The following is a 16,622-nucleotide window of genomic DNA, read 5'->3' as shown; positions in this document are numbered from 1 at the left end:
TCGCACCCCGTTCAGATCAGAACTTGCCGTGGCAGTGCTTGTATTTGCGGCCCGAGCCGCAGGGACAGGGCGCATTGCGGCTGACCTTGCTGCCGTCGAAGACATCCTGCGGATTGTCCATCGTTCCGGACTGGCGGGGCGGCAGCGATGTCGAGACCGTACCGCGGGTGCCGCCGTCGATGTCGTTGCTGTTGTCCTCGCCGGTCAGCGGATCGATATGGGTGGTCAGGAAATCCGGCAGTTCCGGCAGTTCCGGCACCGCGATTTCGTCCTGCTGGTGGAACTGGCTGATCGCGATTGTCTTGGTTACGCCTTCGCGAATGATTTCCAGCATCCGTTCGAACAGGCCAAAGGCTTCCTGCTTATATTCGTCGAGCGGCTTTTTCTGGGCATAGGCGCGCAGGAACACGACCTGGCGCAGCGCATCGAGCGTCGCGAGATGTTCCTTCCAGTGATGATCGAGCAGTTCGAGCAGGATCGACTTTTCGATCTGCTGCCAGACACCGGGATTGTCGGCCTCAACCTGTGCCATCTTGGCTTCGAAATCGGCATCGGCCATTTCGGCGATGCGGGTTTCGATCATTTCCGGCTCGACCGCGTCTTCCTGCATCCAGCTGTCAAAGTCGGGCTCGAGGTTGAGCACGTCCCTGACCCGGGTCTTCAGACCTTCGATATCCCACTGTTCCGGATAGCTTCCCGGAGGGCAGGCATCGGCGACCATCGCGTTGACGGTTTCGTGCCGCATGTCCTCGACCACGTCGCCGACGGTGTCGGCGTCCATGATTTCCGAGCGCTGCTCGTAGATCACCTTGCGCTGGTCGTTCATCACGTCATCATATTCGACGACCTGCTTGCGCGCTTCATAGTTACGCGCCTCGACCTTTTTCTGGGCGGTTTCGATGGCTTTCGACAGCCATTTGCCGCCGATTGCCTCGCCGTCCTCTAGATTCTTGTTCATCATCTTGGCGAACATGGTTTCGGTGCCGAAGATGCGCAGCAGGTCATCCTCGAGACAGAGATAGAAGCGGCTCAGGCCGGGGTCGCCCTGACGGCCGGAGCGGCCGCGCAGCTGGTTGTCGATGCGGCGGCTTTCGTGCCGCTCGGTGCCGAGCACGAACAGGCCGCCGGCTTCGCGAACGGTCTGGCGCAGCGCCCGCACCTCTTCCTCGATCTTGGCAATGGCCTTGTCCTTTTCCGGACCGGCTTCCATGCCGGACAGTTCATCCTCGATCCGGAAATCGATATTGCCGCCGAGCTGGATGTCGGTGCCGCGACCGGCCATGTTGGTGGCGATGGTCACCGCTCCGGGAGAACCCGCCTGCGCGACGATATGCGCTTCCTGTTCGTGGAAACGGGCATTGAGGACATTGTGGACGACGCCTTCCTTGTTGAGAAAGTCCGACAGCAGTTCGGATTTCTCGATCGACACCGTGCCGACCAGCACCGGCTGGCCCTTGTCGCTATGTTCCTTGACGGTCTTGGCAATGGCGGCAAACTTGTCGAGCGTGTTCTTGTAGAATTCGTCATTCTCGTCGATCCGCTGGACCGGCTTGTTGGTCGGGATGGTGACGACGTTCATCTTGTAGATTTCGAAAAATTCCGACGCTTCGGTTTCAGCGGTGCCGGTCATGCCGGACAGCTTGGGGTACATGCGGAAATAATTCTGGAAGGTGATCGACGCCATGGTCTGGTTTTCGGGCTCGATCTGCACGCCTTCCTTGGCCTCGACCGCCTGGTGCAGGCCGTTCGACCAGCGCCGTCCGTCCATCATCCGGCCGGTAAATTCGTCGATGATGATGACCTTGCCATCCTTGACGATATAGTCGGTGTCGCGCTTGCGCATGACATTGGCCATCAGCGCCTGGTTGAGATGGTGGACGACCTGGGTGTTCTCGAAATCGTAGAGATTGTCACCGACCAGCAGCCCGGCTTCCTCGAGCAGGCGCTCGGCCTTTTCGGTGCCCTCTTCGGTCAGCGAGATATTCCGGGACTTCTCGTCCTTTTCATAATCGTCCTCGGTGATGTGCTGCACCACCGCGTTGACCTGCAGGTAGAGGTCGGACTTGTCGTCGGTCGGACCGGAGATGATCAGCGGCGTACGCGCTTCGTCGATCAGGATCGAGTCGACCTCGTCGACGATCGCGAAATTGAAAGGTCGCTGGACCATCTGGGCGCGCTCGTGCTTCATGTTGTCACGCAGATAGTCAAAGCCGAATTCGTTGTTGGTGCCGTAGGTAATGTCCGCGGCGTAGGCAGCGCGGCGCTTTTCCTCGCCGAGATTGGGGACAATCACGCCCACTTGCAGGCCGAGGAAATTATAGACCTGGCTCATCCACTCCGCGTCGCGGCGAGCGAGATAGTCGTTGACGGTGACGACGTGCACGCCCTTGCCGTCTATGGCATTGAGATAGCAGGCGAGCGTTGCCACCAGCGTCTTGCCCTCGCCGGTCCGCATTTCGGCGATTTCGCCGCGATGCAGGACAATGCCGCCGATCAGCTGTACGTCGTAATGGCGCTGGCCGAGGGTCCGCTTCGCCGCTTCCCGGACCACCGCGAAGGCTTCCGGCAGAATATCGTCGAGCGTTTCCCCGTCGGCGACGCGCTGTTTGAACTCTGCGGTTTTCGCCGACAGGTCCTCATCGGACAGAACCTCGATTTCGGGTTCGAACGCATTGACCGCATCGACCACTTTTTGCATTGATTTGACGTACCGGTCATTGGCTGACCCGAAGATGGATTTGGCTAAACCGCCGAGCATGACATTTTCCAATTTATATATATTGTCGGGCTGAGAACAGCCCGGAACGGGATGAATTTGGGGGGACTCCCTTGTTATTCAAGAGAGACAGGGCCTGCGATGGCGCTAGGGTGCGCCTTCAACATGCTCCAGCTTGTCGCCGGCTTCGGCGCGCATCGCAACCCGGGACCATTGCGGTTGCCGGCCGGCATCGCTGCCCGATACCAGGGTCCTGGGGGCCAGCAGGGCCGCGATTGCCGCAAAAGGATGAGACGCCGCGGGCACGCCGGATGATTCGATCATCCCGGCGACTTCGGCAACCGCTGCATCGGCGGCATGGGCCGCGCTTCCCAGGTCCGGCATCATTCGCTCTTCTGCCGCTGCCGACGCTGGCACGGCGAGGCCGACAGCGTTGAATAGCAGCAACATAAAACTTGCAATATATGCGTTCATGGACGAGGCCCCGACATTATGAGCGCGTTCTATCAAAACATCGGATAAAGGCAAGTTAAGTGTCGGACAAACTTTCGCCCCTGGCGCCCGCCCAACCTCCCGCATTGCCCGAAATTGCAGGCGTTACCTGCCGCATCGCGCGGGCGCGCTACAAACAGTGGGACCGCTGTGACCTGACTTTCGTGGAAATGGCTGCGGGGACGGCGGTTGCCGGCGTGCTGACCCAGAGCAAATGCCCGTCGCCGGAAGTCGAATGGTGCCGGGAGGCGCTGGCGGGCGGCAAGGCACGCGGGCTGGTGGTCAACGCCGGCAATGCCAACGCCTTCACCGGCGCGCGCGGCCGGGAAGCGGTGCAGCTGATCCTGTCGCTGGCGAGCGGTCATCTGGACTGCACGGAAGACGAGATCTTCGTGTCCTCCACCGGCGTGATCGGCGTGCCATTGCCCACGGACAAGGCGGAGGCCGGCCTGAAAGCCGCATTTGCGGCGCAGGCCTGCGGCTGGCAGGAAGCCGCCGCGACGATCATGACCACCGATACCTTTCCGAAAATGGCAACGACCAGCGCCGTCGTTGGTGGCCAGACGGTGCATCTCAACGGTATCATCAAGGGGTCGGGGATGATCGCCCCCGACATGGCGACGATGCTTGGCTATATTTTCACCGACGCGGCGGTCGACCCCGGCTTGCTGCAGCAGATGCTGAGCGCCGCGACGGCGAAAAGCTTCAACTGCATCACCGTGGACAGCGACACCTCGACCAGCGACACGGTTCTGGCCTTTGCCACCGGCCAGAGCGGCGCCCCTGCCCTGACCTCGGTCGATGACGCCGGAGCCGACGCTTTCCAGGCGGCGCTGAGCGATCTGTGCATGCAGCTGGCGCATCTGGTGGTGCGTGACGGCGAAGGCGCGAGCAAGTTTATCGCGATCACGGTCACCGGAGCGGACAGCGATGACAGCGCCAAGCGCATTGCCCTGTCGATCGCCAATTCGCCGCTGGTCAAGACCGCGATCGCCGGCGAGGACGCCAACTGGGGCCGGGTGGTCATGGCCGTCGGCAAGGCCGGCGAGCCGGCGGACCGGGACCGGCTGACCATCGGCTTTGGCGATGTGACGGTGGCGCGCGACGGTCTGGTGGTGCCGGACTATGACGAGGCACCGGTTGCGGCGCATCTCAAGGGCAGCGAGATCGACATCGCGGTCGACATCGGTCTTGGTGACGGGAACGCCAAGGTCTGGACCTGCGACCTGACCCACGGTTATATCGATATCAACGCCGACTACCGAAGCTGATCGTGCACCGGCTCTACCAGCCCGTGCTCGATATCTTGCGGCAAGCTTCGCGGGATATCGTGATGCCTTATTACCAGAATCTGCAATCGCATCAGATTGACGAGAAGACACCCGGCGATCTGGTGACGGTGGCGGACAGGCTCAGCGAAGAATTTCTTGAAGGCGCACTGGCGGCCTTGCTGCCGGAAGCGAAGATCGTTGGTGAGGAAGCCTTTGCCGCGAATGCCGCCGTTATGGATCAGCTGGCCGATGGGCAGGTGTGGATCATTGATCCGATCGACGGCACCGGCAATTATGCCGCCGGTCAACCCCCTTTCGGGATTCTGATCGCATTGGCCGAAGCGGATGAAACCGTCGCCGGCTGGCTCTATGACCCGTTGACGGAACGAATATGCCATGCCGTGCAAAAGGGCGGAGCTTTTGTCAACGGCGAGCGGGTGGTCGTGGCGGAGGATCATCCGGACCGGCCGGTGGCGGCGCTGGCGACCGGCTTCATGACCGAAGAGCAGCGCACGGGCCTGATTGCGGCTGCCGAACGCGATTATGATATCGTCGATATTCCGCGTTGTGCTGCCGAACAATATCCGCGGCTGGTCGCGGGCACCAATCATGTCTCGATATTCGAGCGGACCCTGCCGTGGGACCATGCCGCAGGGGTGCTGTTCCTCAACGAAGCGGGCGGACGATGCGCGCGCTGGGACGGGTCGGCCTACCGACCCGCTGACCGGAGGAAAGGGTTGCTCGGCGCCTCGTCACCGAAACTCTGGGATGAGGCTGCCGAACGCCTTGGGGATATTTGCAGGGTCTAGGCCGGGAGCGACTGTTCCAGCCATTGCTTCAGCTGGCTCTTGGGCGCCGCACCGACCTTGGTCTCGACCGGTACGCCGTTGTGGAACAGGATCATCGTCGGGATGCCGCGCACGCCATATTTTGCGGGTGCATCGGGACTGTCGTCAATGTTCAGCTTGGCGATGGTCACCTGGCCACCCATTTCGTCGCTGATCTCTTCCAGAGCGGGGCCGATCATCTTGCATGGGCCGCACCATTCTGCCCAGAAATCAACCAGGACCGGGCCGTCCGCCTTCAGAACGTCGCCTTCAAAACTTGCGTCGGTAATTGCCTTGGTAGCCATTTCGAATCTCCATTTGCTTGCCCTCTATCTAGGTAGTGCGCGGCCTTCGCTCAAGCATCTTGGCAGAAAGGATTTTCATATTCGCTCCAAGCCCGGCTTGTGCCGTTCGAGAAGCTCTGTCGGGACCTCGAGCATTTCCGGCCCGTGGGAGTAGAGCAGCCCCGCCCTGATCGGGCGGCCGGGGAAGATTTTCTGCAGCGCGGCGACATAGGCCGCCATCTGCCGCAGATAGGCAACCGGCGCCTGCCCTGCGTCGCCGGGCACGCGGCGACCGGTCTTGAAGTCGACGACATAGATATGATCATCGGTGATCAGCAACCGGTCGACCGTGCCGGAAATGACATGGTCCTGGACGACCGCTGCGATCGGTGCCTCGGCCAGGCTGTCCGGGGCAAACAGCGCCACCCATTGCGGATTGTCCATCACCGCAAGCACGGTATCGATCATTTCTGCCCGTCTGGCTGCGTCCGTCACCTGCTTCTGCTTTTCCAGCCAGCGGTCGGCGACGGCGTGGCGGCGCTCGGGTGCGATATCCGGAAGGCGCTGAAACAGGCTGTGCAGCAGGATACCGCGCTCGGCCGCATCGCGCATGGAGATATCGGGCGGCGGATTGCTGGCATCGTCGGGGCCGAGATGCGAGGGCGTCAGCGGCCGGGGCGGCCGCGATTCTTCCGGGGCTGGCAGGAACAGCCATTCCGGTGCCGAAACCGCAGTGTCGTCGAGCAGTCGCTCGTCCGAATCCGAGCCCGTGCCCGGCACCGCGTTCCGGCCTTCCACGCGATAATCCCGCACCGCGATCCAGCGCGGATCGTCGCGCCATTCGCAGCCCAGCGTCATCAACCCGCGCTCGATGGCAGCATACCAGCTGAGTTCCGGCACCTCGCCCCTCGCCCTGGGTCCGAGCGTTCCGGCGACCACCAGATGCTCTTCAGCCCGGGTCATGGCGACGTACAGCAGCCGCCAATGCTCCTCCATCGCAATTTTATCCGCTTGCGCGGCATGTGCGGCGAGGACGCCAACCCGCTCGGGCTTGCGCAGCGGGACCACCGGATAGGCAAGGTCCAGACCCGCCTGTTCCCCAAGCTTGATCGCAAAGCCGCCGCTTTTCTTGTTTGCAGGGTCAAAGGTCGCATTGGCAAGGATCACCAGCGGTGCCTGCAGCCCCTTGGCGCCGTGCACGGTCATCAGCCGCACCTCGTTGCCGCCCTCTACCTGCTCGCGCTTGATCTCGACGTCGCCGCGGTCAAACCAGTCGAGAAAACCCTGCAGCGTCGGGATATGGTCGCGCTCGAAGGCCAGTGCCGTCGCAAGCAGTTCGTCCAGCGGATCGACCGCTGCGTGGCTGAGCCGCGCCAGCAATTTGCTCCGTCCCTGCATCGGTCCGGACAATATCGTCTCGAGAAACTGGTAGGGCGTGTTGAAATCGGCCATCGCCAGCAGTTGCATCAGCGGCCGGATTTCCTCTTCCAGCCCGCCCTGCCGGCGCAAATATTCCCACAGGCTCTGCTCCGCATGGGCCTTGCCGCGGTAGCCGCGAGCGAGGAGGTCGTCCTGCGACCAGCCGAGCAGGGGCGAGACCAGCAGGCTGGCCAGATTGAGATCGTCGTTCGGCTGCAGCACGAAGCGGATTGCTGCCAGCAGATCCTGCACGACCAGCGGCTGGTTGAGCCGGATACGGTCGATCCCGGCGACGGGCACATTTTCCGCAAACAGGCGGGCGACGATCAGGCCGCTGAGCTCGTCGCGCTTGCTGACCAGGATCAGGATATCCTTCGGTTGCAGCGCGCGGTTTTCCCGATCCAGCCACAACGGATTGCCCGGCGACAGCCACTGCCGTATCTGGACGGCCAGATTTTGCGCGAACACCCGCTTTTCTTCGCTGGCCCAGGATTCCTCGTCGTCGTCATCGCCGTTGCGGCCGCTGGCGACCGGCTTCCAGAGCGACACGCTGCCGCCGGCACCCTGATAGTTGCTGCGATGCTCCGGAACGCGCTGGTCGAGCCCGAGCTGTTCGTGGCTGAGCTGGTCAAGCGTCGCATCGACCACGTCGAGGATCGGCGGGGTCGAGCGAAAGCTGCGATCCAGCGACAGGTTGCCGAACTTTTGCTCCGAAGCCTCGGCCAGCGCAAAAAAGCCGGTGCGGGCGCTGGCATAATTGTGCGGACTGGTGCCCTGAAAGCCGAAAATGGCCTGCTTGAAATCGCCGACGGTAAACAAAGTCCTGTGGCGGTCCGGGTCGGCACCGATGCCGGCAAAAAATTCTTCGGCGAGAGCGCGGACGATGTCCCATTGCGCGATATTGGTATCCTGCGCTTCATCGATCAGGATATGATCGGTGCGCTGGTCCAGCTTGTAGCGGATCCAGGCCGCCATGTCGCTTTTCTGCAGCAGCCGCGCGGTCATCCGGATCATGTCGTCGAAATCGACGACGCCGTGCAGTTTCTTGGCATCGGCATAGCGGTGATAGAAGGCGCGACCGGCTTGCAGCGCACCGGCATACAGGTCGGCATATTCGAACAGTGCCGCCTGTTCGAGCAGCCCGCTGCTCCAGTCGAACAGCGAACCAGCGATGAAATCATAGTCCGGCAGGGCTTTCAATAGGCCCTTGGTCGCCTTCGGCGGCGCACCGGTCGTCTTCGTCGCCCAGGCCAGATGAACATCGGCCAGCGCGGCGGCGCGGTTCGGCGGATCGAGATTGAGCCACAGGCGTATCGCGAGCTGACGTTCCTGTTCCATCTTGCCGCCAAATTCCGCCATGGCATCGCGCAGCAGCGTGATCGCGCGGAGATCGATCGCCTCGTCGGTGCAGCGTTGGGCCAGCCACGTTTGCGCATCGCCGTCGATCGGTAGTCCCAGCAGGCTGCGGACAAAGGGCAACACGCCGGTTGCCAGGTTCTCCATGGCATCGGCCTTGGTCGCGCAGGTCATCAGAAACTGTTCGGTTGCTTCTTCGCCCATCCGCACGCTCAGGCGCTGGATCGCTTCGAGTATCTCCGGCCGCCCTGCCCGCTCCTCTTCGTGCAAAAGGTCGCCGAGCGCCTCGCGCGCCAGAATCTTCTGGTCGCGTGCCTCGATCGGCTTGAACATCGAGGCAATGCCGGCCTCTTCCGGAAAGGAGGCGAGCAGCGACTGGCAGAAGCCGTGGATCGTCATGATCCGCAGGCCGCCGCCCTGGGCGTCCAGCACGCGGGCGAACAGGGTGCGGGCGCGATCACGGGTCTCGGGACCGGTTGAAGCACCAATCGCGGCGAGGTCGTCCGCTAGCAACGTGTCTTCCATCCGCACCCATGCGGCCAGTTGCCTATTGATCCGTTCGGCCATTTCGGCAGCACCGGCCTTCGTGAACGTAAGGCACAGAATATGCTCGGGATCGACCTTTTCGGTCAGCAGCAGGCGAAACACGCGCGCGGTCAGCACCTGGGTCTTGCCGGTTCCGGCCGAGGCGCTGAGCCAGATATGGGCGCGAGGCTCGACCGCGTCGATCTGCCTGTCCTTCAGCGGGAAGATTTTGGGCTTGCCGCTACTCATCGTCGATGGCCTCCGCCGGCGCGCGCCCGTACCATTCTTCCAGCCGCATCAGCTGGTCATAATCGGCATAGCGGGCATATTCGGGATGCAGCTTGGCCGTCATCGGTGCATTGCCAAGAATATAGCGATCCGCCGCCTCGTTGAACCGGGCTACGGCATGGTCGACCATTGCATCGGCCGCGATGATATTGTCGCCGCGACCCTTGGTCGGCGATTTGACATGGCCGAAACTGTCGGTGCCGCCGGCTTTGGCCAGCGACCAATATTCAAAGGCCTGCGCCTCGCCCGCGATATCCGGGAAACCGCCCATCTCCGCAATCGCGGCCAGCAGTCCGAGTTGCAGGTTGAAGCCTTCGACCACCGCCCGGTTGCTGGGGGCACCACCGGTCTTGTAGTCGACGATCGCAAGACCGCCCTCCGGTGTCCGGTCGATGCGGTCGGCGATGCCCGACAAGGTCACTCCGGCGATCTCGGCCTTGCCGGCGATTTCCGACGCGATCGGCTCCCGGCCCGCCTTGCGATTGTCCGCGACCGTTCCGGCAATCCACTCGAGACCCTCGAGCAGACGCGGCGCCCAAAGGCTGCGCACCAGCGGATGAAGAGTCGGGTCGGCGAGGAAATGCCTCGCACGATCCAGCAGCGCTTCCGGCGCAAAGTCATCCTGTTTCGCCCACTGGTCGAGAATATCGTGAATGATGGTGCCCCGCCACGCCATGCTGGGCTCGGCATCGATCCGGTCGAGCGCGGCAAATCCCATGATCTTCTTCGCATAAAATGCATAGGGATCCGCGATCAGACTGTCGACCTGGGTGACCGAAACGGAAATATGCCGCTGCTCTGCGCTCGGCATCGGTGCCGGGCGGGCATAGGGCAGAGAGCCGTTCTGCGGTTGGTCCAGTGCAGCCAGCCAGCTCTGCGCCGCGGCATGAGGCCTGAGATTGTCCCCGCACATGCCCTTCAGGCGCAGCAGGAAACGCGAGGCGATGGCCGGTCCGGAATCATCGCGGCGGGCGCGGGACAGAATCACCTGCCGCGCGCCCATCGCCCCCACCAGATCATGCGCCGAAAGGCCGATCTGCCGTTCCTGCGCCGGCAGGCCGAGCGCCTTGCGGATCATCGGCGCGAGCCAGGGGTCCGGGGTGATTGCCTGCGGCCAGCTGCCTTCGTTCAGGCCCGCGCAGATGACCAGCTCCGACTGCTGCAGCCGCGCCTCCAGCAAGCCGTAAAGGGCGATGCGCGGATGGCCGCCATAGGGCGGGCGAACGGAAATTTCGGCCATCAGCGTCTCGAAATATCCCGGCAATTCGTTCGCAGCGATCCGGAGCGGGCCCATTGCGGCGCGCATCTGCAGCCTGGTCAGAAGGTCGGCCAGCTCCCGCCCGCCCGGCCCGGCCCATACCGCCCCGCCGGTCAGCTTTCCGGCGAGCTGCTGCAATCCGTCGAGCAATCGGGCCCAGTCGAGCGGTGCAACGAGCAGACCATCTGTTTCCGCAAATATCGCGCGCACCGACTGCCACCAAGGGGCCACCGCCTTGCGAAGCCGCTCCGTCCGATAATTTTCGGTGCGCAGCAAACCGTCGATGCCGGCGAGGCCGGGCGCCGGGCGCGGACCGCGCATCAGCAGGTCGAGCTTGCGCACATTGTCCAGCCATTGCAGCCGGTCGTCTCCGCGCTGCACCAGCGGATGCTTGAGCAGGGCGAGGAATTCGGCCGGCGGAAAGCCCTCGGCGAGTGCGGAGAGCAGGTTCAGGAAGAACACACCTTCCGGCAACTTTGCCAGCGGCTGGCCCGCGGTATCATCGACCTGGATATCCCAGCGCTTTAGGTGGGCCGATATGCGGGTCGCCAGCGACCGGTCGGGGGTGACGATCGCCACCCGCTGCCGGGGGTCCTCGATCGCCTCGCGGGCGAGCAGGGCGACAATCTGGGCTTCCTCGGCGCTGTTGCGCGCCTCGACCGTGTGCACGCCGGCCAGGCTGCGCTCGGCACTGTCCAGGCCCTGCCAGCGGACCGTCAGCTTCGGAATCGCGAAGGCGTGGCTGAGCGCGCGGCTGCGCCTTGCCGCTGCTCCGCTTTCACAGGTGCGCGGCCAGCGCAGGACTTCGCCGCGCGCGATCGACATGCGCTCGAGCAGCAGTTTCATATGATATTGCGGATGGGTTTCCTGCGCGCGCTGCATGTGGCCGGTCACGGGGTCCGGCCGGAACGGTCCGAGCTGGTCCCATTCCTCGTCCGGCATGATCAGGTCAAGATTGGGCAACACCACCATGCCGGACGGCATGAACGAGATGGTTTCCAGAAACCGGGCGACCGCAGGCGCGGAGGTGGTGATGCCCGCCGCGACAACAAAATGGCCGGGCGGCGCGGCCCGCCAGCGTGCTGCAATATGGTCGAACAGCGCGTTGCGGCGCTCGGCCTGGTCGACCCGCTGCCATTGCGCCAGCTGCTGCTGCCACTGGTCCGCGATGACCAGGAAGAAGCGGTAGGAATCCTGCCAGTGGCTCGACAGGTCGAGGCTGTCGGGCTCGGTGTTCCGCAGGTCGGCCAGCGAGATTTCCTCGACGTTAAGCTGGTCGAGCGTGCGGGCAAATTCGCGCGCCAGACGCAGCGCGTCCTTGGCCAGGACAGGATCGTCGCGGCGGCCCATTTCCTTCTGGATCAGGCGCGCCAGCGTCAGCAGGCGATCCATCGGGTCGACCGCCGCCGGAATATCCAGCGCCAATTCCCCGGAATCGAGAGCGACGCCGATCGACTCGTCAAGGTCGAGATCGCCGATCACCGCCATTTGCGGCAGCAGCAGTCCGTCTTCGCTGATCCGGACAAAGGCTTCCTGCAGGGCGCGCTGGGCGCGGTTGTTTGGCAGGATGACCAGGCCCCGCGCCAGACCGAACGCATCTTTCGCAAAGCGATCAACCAGGCCTTGTGCCAGGGCATCGGCAAAGCCGCCGTGCGCGGCGATATTGTAGATCGATGGCCGGCGGCGGTCAGGCATCCGCCAGCGCGGCTTCCGTCGGCGCAATCGCCTCCGGCGAACCGACCTCGAACCATTGGCCCTCGTGGATCAGGCCATGCAGCCGCCCTTCGCCAATCGCCCGCTGCCAGAGCATATTGGTCGAGAACGGACCGGACGGCGGATCGCGCAGCAACCGCCTCGACAACAGCTGGATGCCCGAGAAAATCAGCGGTGCCTCCTGTCCGGCAAGCTTGCGGGAAATGCGATTCTCGGAATCGAGATGGAAATCACCGGCGCCTTGGTAATTATGCGCTGCGCTGCGTTGCACCAACAGCAGCAGCGCGTCCATCTTCTGGTCGTCCCAGGCTTGCGCCAGCCGGTGGAGACTGCTGACCGGCCCGTCGGTCCACAGATTGTCGCTGTTGAGGCAGAAAAACGTCTCCGCCGCGATCAGCGGTTCGGCCTGCACCAGTCCGCCGCCGGTTTCCATCAGTTGTACCCGTTCGTCCGAGACAAGGATTTTCCCAGGAAAGGGCAAGGCAGCGAGATGCGCTTCCATCTGGTCCGCGCGGTAATGAACGTTGACGATCACCGTCTCCACCCCGGCCCGGGCCAGCTTGTCCAGGCAGTGATCGATCATCGGCCGGCCGGCGACTTCGACCAGCGGCTTGGGTCGGTCGTCGGTGAGCGGCCGCATCCGGGTGCCCAGCCCCGCCGCCATGATCATTGCGGTGTCGATCTGGGTCATGGGGTCGCTTCCGGTATCGGCCGGCTACGGATGGCGTGCGGTATATTGACATCGAACCATGCCGCCATCGGCTGAAGCGCAGGATGGCGCAGGTCCTTTTCCAGCAGGCCCCACATCCGGGGCAGGAAGTCGAGATAGCGCTGCTTGCCGTCGCGCACCGACAGACGAGTGAATATGCCGATGATCTTGGTGTTGCGCTGCGCGCCGAGGATCGCATAGTGGCGCCGGAATTCCTCCGCCGCCGGCGCGCTGTGGTCGGCGAGATAATGGGCCAGCATCTTTTCCTCGAGATCATCCGGCACGTCGCGGCGGGCGTCCTGCAGCATCGACACGAGGTCATAGGCGGGATGCCCGGCGAGGGCGTCCTGGAAATCGAGCAGGCCGAGCCGGTTGTCGCCCAGCAGCATGATATTTTCGGCGTGATAGTCGCGCAGCACCGTGACCGGCGGATCCTGGGCGGCGATCACCGGTGCCAGCAGAGCGCGCCAGCAGGCCTCGAACCCGGCCGCATCCACGGCAAGCTGCTGCGCCGGGCAATACCATTCGGTCAGCAGGTTGGCTTCCCGCAGATATTGCGCCTCGTCATAGGCCGGAACCGGCGCCGCCGGATGGCGATGGAGCTGCCGCAAGAGGTCGATCACCTGGCGATAGATCGCCTCTTCCTTCTCCGGCCGCTCGTCGAGATGCTCGCGCATCCGCTGGTCGCCGAAATCCTCCAGCAGCACCAGGCCATGGGTCAGGTCGCGGGCGAAAATCTCCGGTGCGGCAAAGCCGGTATTTTTCAGATGCTCGGCGATCGCGATGAACGGTCGCGGATCTTCGTGCGGCGGCGGCGCATCCATCAGGATCGCCCGGCGGTCGCCATCGTGTACGCGGAAATAGCGCCGGAACGACGCGTCCCCCGCCACCGGCGAAAGCTGCGCATCGGCCCATCCGCTTGATTTCAGGAACATCGCAGCAGCGGCGGGCGGTTTCATGTCAGTGGCCATCGATCATTCCAAGCGTCCCCGGCGTTCCAAGTCAACCGGCGATTGCCCTCCCCCGTTATTTCCAGTGTAATCCTGAGCGCGTCGGTCCAGAAGCGGTCCGACATTCGGTCGGGCCATTCCACGACCATCGCTCCGTCGATCAGCGCGTCATCCAGCCCCAGTTCCTGAATTTCTTCCGGTTCCTCGATCCGGTAAAGGTCGACATGGGCGACCGGCAAGCGTGTCTCCGGCGGCTCATATTGCTGGACAATCGCGAAGGTCGGGCTGGGCACCTCGCCCCCATAGCCCAATCCCTCGAGGATTCCCCGGGCCAGGGTCGTTTTCCCGGCCCCAAGCGTTCCGCTCAGGGCGACCTTGTCGCCCGCCCGGAGCAGTGCGCCCAGCTCCCGGCCGATCGCCAGCGTTGCCTGCTCATCCTGCAATATCCGCATCATTGCCTCGGCAGCTGCAGGGTGACCAGCGTGCCCTGCCCCGGTTCGGACGTCAGCGTCAGGTCCCCGCCATGGGCGCGCACCAGCTGGCGAGCGAGCGGCAGGCCGAGCCCGCCGGATTTGTCGCCGGCCTTCTGGTCACGGGATCGCGCAAAGCTGTCGAACACCTTCGACTGCTCGCCAGCGGTCATGCCGGGACCGTTGTCCGAAATGTGGATCAGCGCCTGCTTCACATTGCCCGACCCGTGGATCAGCAGCCGCCCGCCGGTGCCGGTATATTTGACCGCATTGTCGACAATCTGCGAAATCGCCTGGCCGAGCCGCTTCTTGTCGGCCATCGCCGATCCCAGCTTCTCGTCCAGTTGCAGTTCCACTTCGATCCGGGCCGCCGCCGCATCGTCCGCAAAACGCGCCGCGATATCCTCGATCATCCGGTTCAGATTGACCTTTTCCTTGGCGATCGGCAGCGCGCCGGCCTCGCTCTGGCTCAGGTCCAGGACATTTTCGATCTGGTTGCCCAGCCGTTTGACGGATTGCAGGATCGCCCGCACATATTCGTGGCCCTGATCGGTCAGCGGTCCGGCAATGCCCTGATCGAGCAACTCGGCAAATCCGCCAATCGAGGTCAGCGGCGTGCGGAATTCATAGCTCATGTTGGACAGGAAGCGCCCCTTGATCGAATCGGCCTCGACCAGCGCCTCGTTGCGCTCGCGCAGCGCCTGTTCGATGCGGTAGCTGTCGGAAATGTCGAGCATGGTAAACAGGGCATTGCCGTCGGGCAGCGGGATTGCCGCGAATTCATAGCGCCGTCCGTCGGCAAAGTTCAGCCGTCCACCCCTTTGCTCGCGTTCGGTCGTCGCGCTGCGCACCATTTCGCGGACTTCGGAAATGCGGGCAGGCTGCTTCAGCTGCCCCGCCATTTTCTGCATCAGCGAATCGACGCGGGGATGCTTGCCCAGTTCGGCTTCGTCCAGGCCCCAGTTGCTGGCAAACTGGTGGTTCCAGATATTCAGCTTTCCGTCCGCCGCGAACACCGCGAGGGATTCAAACAGATTGTCGAAGGTCGCGGTCCGGACCCGCAGCAGGGTATCGCGGGCGCTGGCCAGCTGCACCTGTTCGGTGCGGTCCTCGAAAATGACCAGCAAGCCGCCGTCCGGCGTTGGATTGGCCAGCACGCGCAGATGGGTGCCGTCGGCCAGAAGCCAGTTTTCTTCGATCGCCCTGGCAGCCTTGAACCAGCCGGCCCGTTCCTCCCGCCATTCCGGAAAATCGCGGACTTCGGGAATCCGGTTCATTTCACGCATGCGATCCAGCACGCGCGGGAATTCCGGCCGGTCGGCTATCCATTGCTGGCGCAGCGAAAAAATGCGCTGGAACGGGAGATTGCAGAATCTCAGGGACCGGTCGGCATCGAACTGCGCGACGCCGGCAGAAATCCGGTCGAGCATGTCACGCTGCGATTCCGCGAACCGGCGCTGCTCGCGGCGCGCCTCGTCGAGTTCCTGGATGTCGATCGCATAGCCGGCAATTCCCGATTTTCCGAGCGGCACGTCCACCACCTGGGTCATGCGCCGTTCGCCACCGACCGTGGTCGCAACAATCCGCTCCAGCGGGGCGCCCTTTTCCTTTGCCCGGGCCGCTGCATCGGCGGGGCTGAAGCCGTTGGTCGTTTCCACCAGCTCGATCCCGGCCGAGACAACCTGCTCACCATTTTCGGCATCGACAGCAGCGACATAGGCACTGTTGACCAAGGTGAGCCGCAGGTCGGGAGAGCGGTGCCACATCGGCACCGGGGCCGCCTCGATCAGAGCGGACAGCGCGTCAAATGCGGCACGGGCAGCTTCCTTCTCGTCGCGCAGCCGGGCAATCTGTCCTTCGCTGTCGGTTGCATCGAAGACCCACAGCAGCGCACTGCCGTTCGGGGCAATCTTCTGATCCGCCAGCCCGCCCCGGATCAGCAGCGCCTTGTCGGACCCACCGACCTTGATCGCGCGGACGAAACTGCTGCCGGTTTTCTGGGCCAGGTTAACGTCCTGCATCAGCCCATCGAGATCTTCCTGCACCATCCCGCGAGACGGCTCATGCAACTCGGAAATATGCGCCGGGAGATGATCAAAACCCAGCCAGTGCATCAGACGCTGCGAAGCCTCGAGCTTGCCGTCGGAACGGACCAGCAATGGCAGCGCGGGTGACGTTTCCAGCAGGCGTCCCACCCGTCCGGACTGCCGCAACACGGTCGCAGCCTTGCTCTTCATCGCCAGGCCGGACCAGATCGCCCAAGCGGCAGCACCCAGCCAGGCAGCCAGAATGAGGCCCAAAATGACAGCGGTGAGATCCGGGACGTTCGACATTGACTAATGCG

11 protein-coding genes are annotated in these 16,622 nt (G+C 63.5%); 2 read left to right on the top strand and 9 right to left on the bottom strand.

What is annotated here, in order from left to right; all coding sequences use genetic code 11:
- Positions 1-16: 16 nt before the first annotated feature.
- Together secA and V7650_RS03490 are read right to left on the bottom strand one after the other, a co-directional pair.
- Positions 17-2,758, bottom strand: a complete 2,742-nt coding sequence (gene secA, locus V7650_RS03495) for a preprotein translocase subunit SecA (protein WP_335654843.1) — start codon at positions 2,756-2,758, stop codon at positions 17-19.
- Between the two features lie 105 nt (positions 2,759-2,863).
- Complete coding sequence (locus tag V7650_RS03490; protein ID WP_335654842.1) at positions 2,864-3,190, bottom strand: hypothetical protein; 327 nt, start codon at positions 3,188-3,190, stop codon at positions 2,864-2,866.
- 59 nt (positions 3,191-3,249) lie between these two features.
- Between V7650_RS03490 and argJ the strand changes: the two genes are divergently transcribed.
- Positions 3,250-4,479 carry a bifunctional glutamate N-acetyltransferase/amino-acid acetyltransferase ArgJ gene (argJ, locus tag V7650_RS03485; RefSeq protein WP_335654841.1) on the top strand — a complete coding sequence of 410 codons (1,230 nt, stop codon included), beginning with the start codon at positions 3,250-3,252 and terminating at the stop codon, positions 4,477-4,479.
- Positions 4,479-5,288: an inositol monophosphatase family protein gene (locus V7650_RS03480; RefSeq protein WP_335654950.1), complete on the top strand. Its 810-nt coding sequence runs from the start codon at positions 4,479-4,481 to the stop codon at positions 5,286-5,288. The genes argJ and V7650_RS03480 overlap by 1 nt, the downstream gene beginning before the upstream one ends.
- Here the strand turns inward: V7650_RS03480 and trxA are convergent.
- The 7 genes from trxA to V7650_RS03445 all read right to left on the bottom strand — a co-directional run bounded on the left by trxA (position 5,285) and on the right by V7650_RS03445 (position 16,611).
- Complete coding sequence (gene trxA / locus V7650_RS03475) at positions 5,285-5,611, bottom strand: thioredoxin TrxA (RefSeq protein WP_335654840.1); 327 nt, start codon at positions 5,609-5,611, stop codon at positions 5,285-5,287. The genes V7650_RS03480 and trxA overlap by 4 nt on opposite strands.
- A 75-nt stretch (positions 5,612-5,686) precedes the next feature.
- Positions 5,687-9,139, bottom strand: a complete 3,453-nt coding sequence (gene addA, locus V7650_RS03470) for a double-strand break repair helicase AddA (RefSeq protein WP_335654839.1) — start codon at positions 9,137-9,139, stop codon at positions 5,687-5,689.
- Positions 9,132-12,131: a double-strand break repair protein AddB gene (gene addB, locus V7650_RS03465; protein WP_335654838.1), complete on the bottom strand. Its 3,000-nt coding sequence runs from the start codon at positions 12,129-12,131 to the stop codon at positions 9,132-9,134. The genes addA and addB overlap by 8 nt, the downstream gene beginning before the upstream one ends.
- On the bottom strand, positions 12,124-12,840 hold the full coding sequence (locus tag V7650_RS03460) for a nucleotidyltransferase family protein (protein WP_335654837.1): 717 nt from the start codon (positions 12,838-12,840) through the stop codon (positions 12,124-12,126). The genes addB and V7650_RS03460 overlap by 8 nt, the downstream gene beginning before the upstream one ends.
- Positions 12,837-13,817: an aminoglycoside phosphotransferase family protein gene (locus V7650_RS03455; RefSeq protein WP_335654949.1), complete on the bottom strand. Its 981-nt coding sequence runs from the start codon at positions 13,815-13,817 to the stop codon at positions 12,837-12,839. Before V7650_RS03455 ends, V7650_RS03460 begins: the two co-directional genes overlap by 4 nt.
- A complete protein-coding gene (gene tsaE / locus V7650_RS03450) occupies positions 13,814-14,263 on the bottom strand; it encodes a tRNA (adenosine(37)-N6)-threonylcarbamoyltransferase complex ATPase subunit type 1 TsaE (protein WP_442955249.1) in 450 nt (149 codons plus the stop codon). The genes V7650_RS03455 and tsaE overlap by 4 nt, the downstream gene beginning before the upstream one ends.
- Positions 14,260-16,611 carry a sensor histidine kinase gene (locus tag V7650_RS03445; protein ID WP_335654836.1) on the bottom strand — a complete coding sequence of 784 codons (2,352 nt, stop codon included), beginning with the start codon at positions 16,609-16,611 and terminating at the stop codon, positions 14,260-14,262. The genes tsaE and V7650_RS03445 overlap by 4 nt, the downstream gene beginning before the upstream one ends.
- Positions 16,612-16,622: the final 11 nt, after the last annotated feature.

This window comes from Parasphingorhabdus sp. (assembly GCF_036964565.1).
GTDB lineage: Bacteria > Pseudomonadota > Alphaproteobacteria > Sphingomonadales > Sphingomonadaceae > Parasphingorhabdus.
Note: the sequence above shows the minus strand (reverse complement) of the source record. Positions and strands in the feature narration are given on the sequence as shown.

Bases quoted from the DNA above. Each gene is read 5' to 3' on its own strand.
- secA (WP_335654843.1), bottom strand. From the start codon at position 2,758: ATGCTCGGCGGTTTAGCCAAATCCATCTTCGGGTCAGCCAATGACCGG.
- V7650_RS03490 (WP_335654842.1), bottom strand. From the start codon at position 3,190: ATGAACGCATATATTGCAAGTTTTATGTTGCTGCTATTCAACGCTGTC.
- trxA (WP_335654840.1), bottom strand. From the start codon at position 5,611: ATGGCTACCAAGGCAATTACCGACGCAAGTTTTGAAGGCGACGTTCTG.
- addA (WP_335654839.1), bottom strand. From the start codon at position 9,139: ATGAGTAGCGGCAAGCCCAAAATCTTCCCGCTGAAGGACAGGCAGATC.
- addB (WP_335654838.1), bottom strand. From the start codon at position 12,131: ATGCCTGACCGCCGCCGGCCATCGATCTACAATATCGCCGCGCACGGC.
- V7650_RS03460 (WP_335654837.1), bottom strand. From the start codon at position 12,840: ATGACCCAGATCGACACCGCAATGATCATGGCGGCGGGGCTGGGCACC.
- V7650_RS03455 (WP_335654949.1), bottom strand. From the start codon at position 13,817: ATGAAACCGCCCGCCGCTGCTGCGATGTTCCTGAAATCAAGCGGATGG.
- tsaE (WP_442955249.1), bottom strand. From the start codon at position 14,263: ATGATGCGGATATTGCAGGATGAGCAGGCAACGCTGGCGATCGGCCGG.
- V7650_RS03445 (WP_335654836.1), bottom strand. From the start codon at position 16,611: ATGTCGAACGTCCCGGATCTCACCGCTGTCATTTTGGGCCTCATTCTG.